Origin of the sequence: Sphingomonas sanguinis NBRC 13937, from assembly GCF_001591005.1 — a bacterium.
In the GTDB taxonomy this organism is placed as follows: Bacteria; Pseudomonadota; Alphaproteobacteria; order Sphingomonadales; family Sphingomonadaceae; genus Sphingomonas; species Sphingomonas sanguinis.
Genome location: NZ_BCTY01000123.1, coordinates 1 through 952, shown reverse-complemented (window position 1 = coordinate 952; position 952 = coordinate 1). Strand labels below are relative to the sequence as shown.

Annotated in this window: 1 protein-coding gene; it reads left to right on the top strand. The window is 66.5% G+C overall.

Annotation, left to right across the window (positions count from 1 at the left end; genetic code table 11):
* Nucleotides 1-10: 10 nt before the first annotated feature.
* Nucleotides 11-952, top strand: a 942-nt coding sequence (locus SSA01S_RS18870) for an ISNCY family transposase (protein WP_244885717.1), incomplete at its 3' end; no start/stop codon positions are given.

The window sequence follows — 952 nt, the reverse complement described above, 5'->3', positions numbered from 1 at the left end:
GGCGGACGCGATGGCGCTGCTGAGGCTTGAGCGTCGACAGATCTACCGGTTGCTGGAGCGACTTCGGCAGGACGGCGCAGCCGGGCTCATATCCCGCAAGCGTGGGCGTCCGAGCAACCGGCGTTACGGCGATGCCGTTCGTGATCAGGTCGTCAGCCTCGTGCGCGAGCAGTATAGCGGCTTCGGGCCGACGCTCGCGCGCGAGTATCTGGCCGAGCGGCACGGCATCCGAATCTCGTGCGAGACGCTGCGGCAGATGATGATGGCAGCGGGGCTGTGGAAGGACCGCGCAGCGCGCCGCCCTCGCCCGTACCAGCCGCGTTATCGGCGGGACTGCCGCGGCGAGCTGATCCAGGTCGACGGGTCCAAACACTGGTGGTTCGAGGACCGGGGCCCGCAATGCACGCTGCTGGTCTATATCGACGATGCGACCAGCGAGCTGATGCACCTGGAGATGGTGGAGAGCGAGAGCACCTTCTCGTATATGCGGGCGACGCGCAGCTATATCGAGCGCCATGGCAAACCCGTGGCCCTTTACTCCGACAAGCACAGCGCGTTTCGCAACAACACGGCCTCGGCGAACGGCGACGGCATGACCCATCTCGGGCGGGCGTTGCACGCGCTCAACATCGAGATCATCTGCGCCAACTCGCCGCAAGCCAAGGGGCGCGTCGAGCGCGCGAACGGCACGTTGCAGGACCGGCTGGTCAAGGCGATGAGACTGGAGGGCATCTCCACCATCGACGAAGCCAATGCCTTCCTCCCCTCCTACATGGCCCGGCACAACCGGCAGTTCGCCAGGACCCCGTTCGACCCGCGCGATCTGCACCGCCCGCTGGCGCCGCACGAGAACATCGAGGCAGAGATGGTGTGGCGCGAGCAGCGCACGGTGACCGCGGCGCTGACGCTGCACTACAACAAGGCGCTGTTCATCCTGGAGCCGAACCGGACC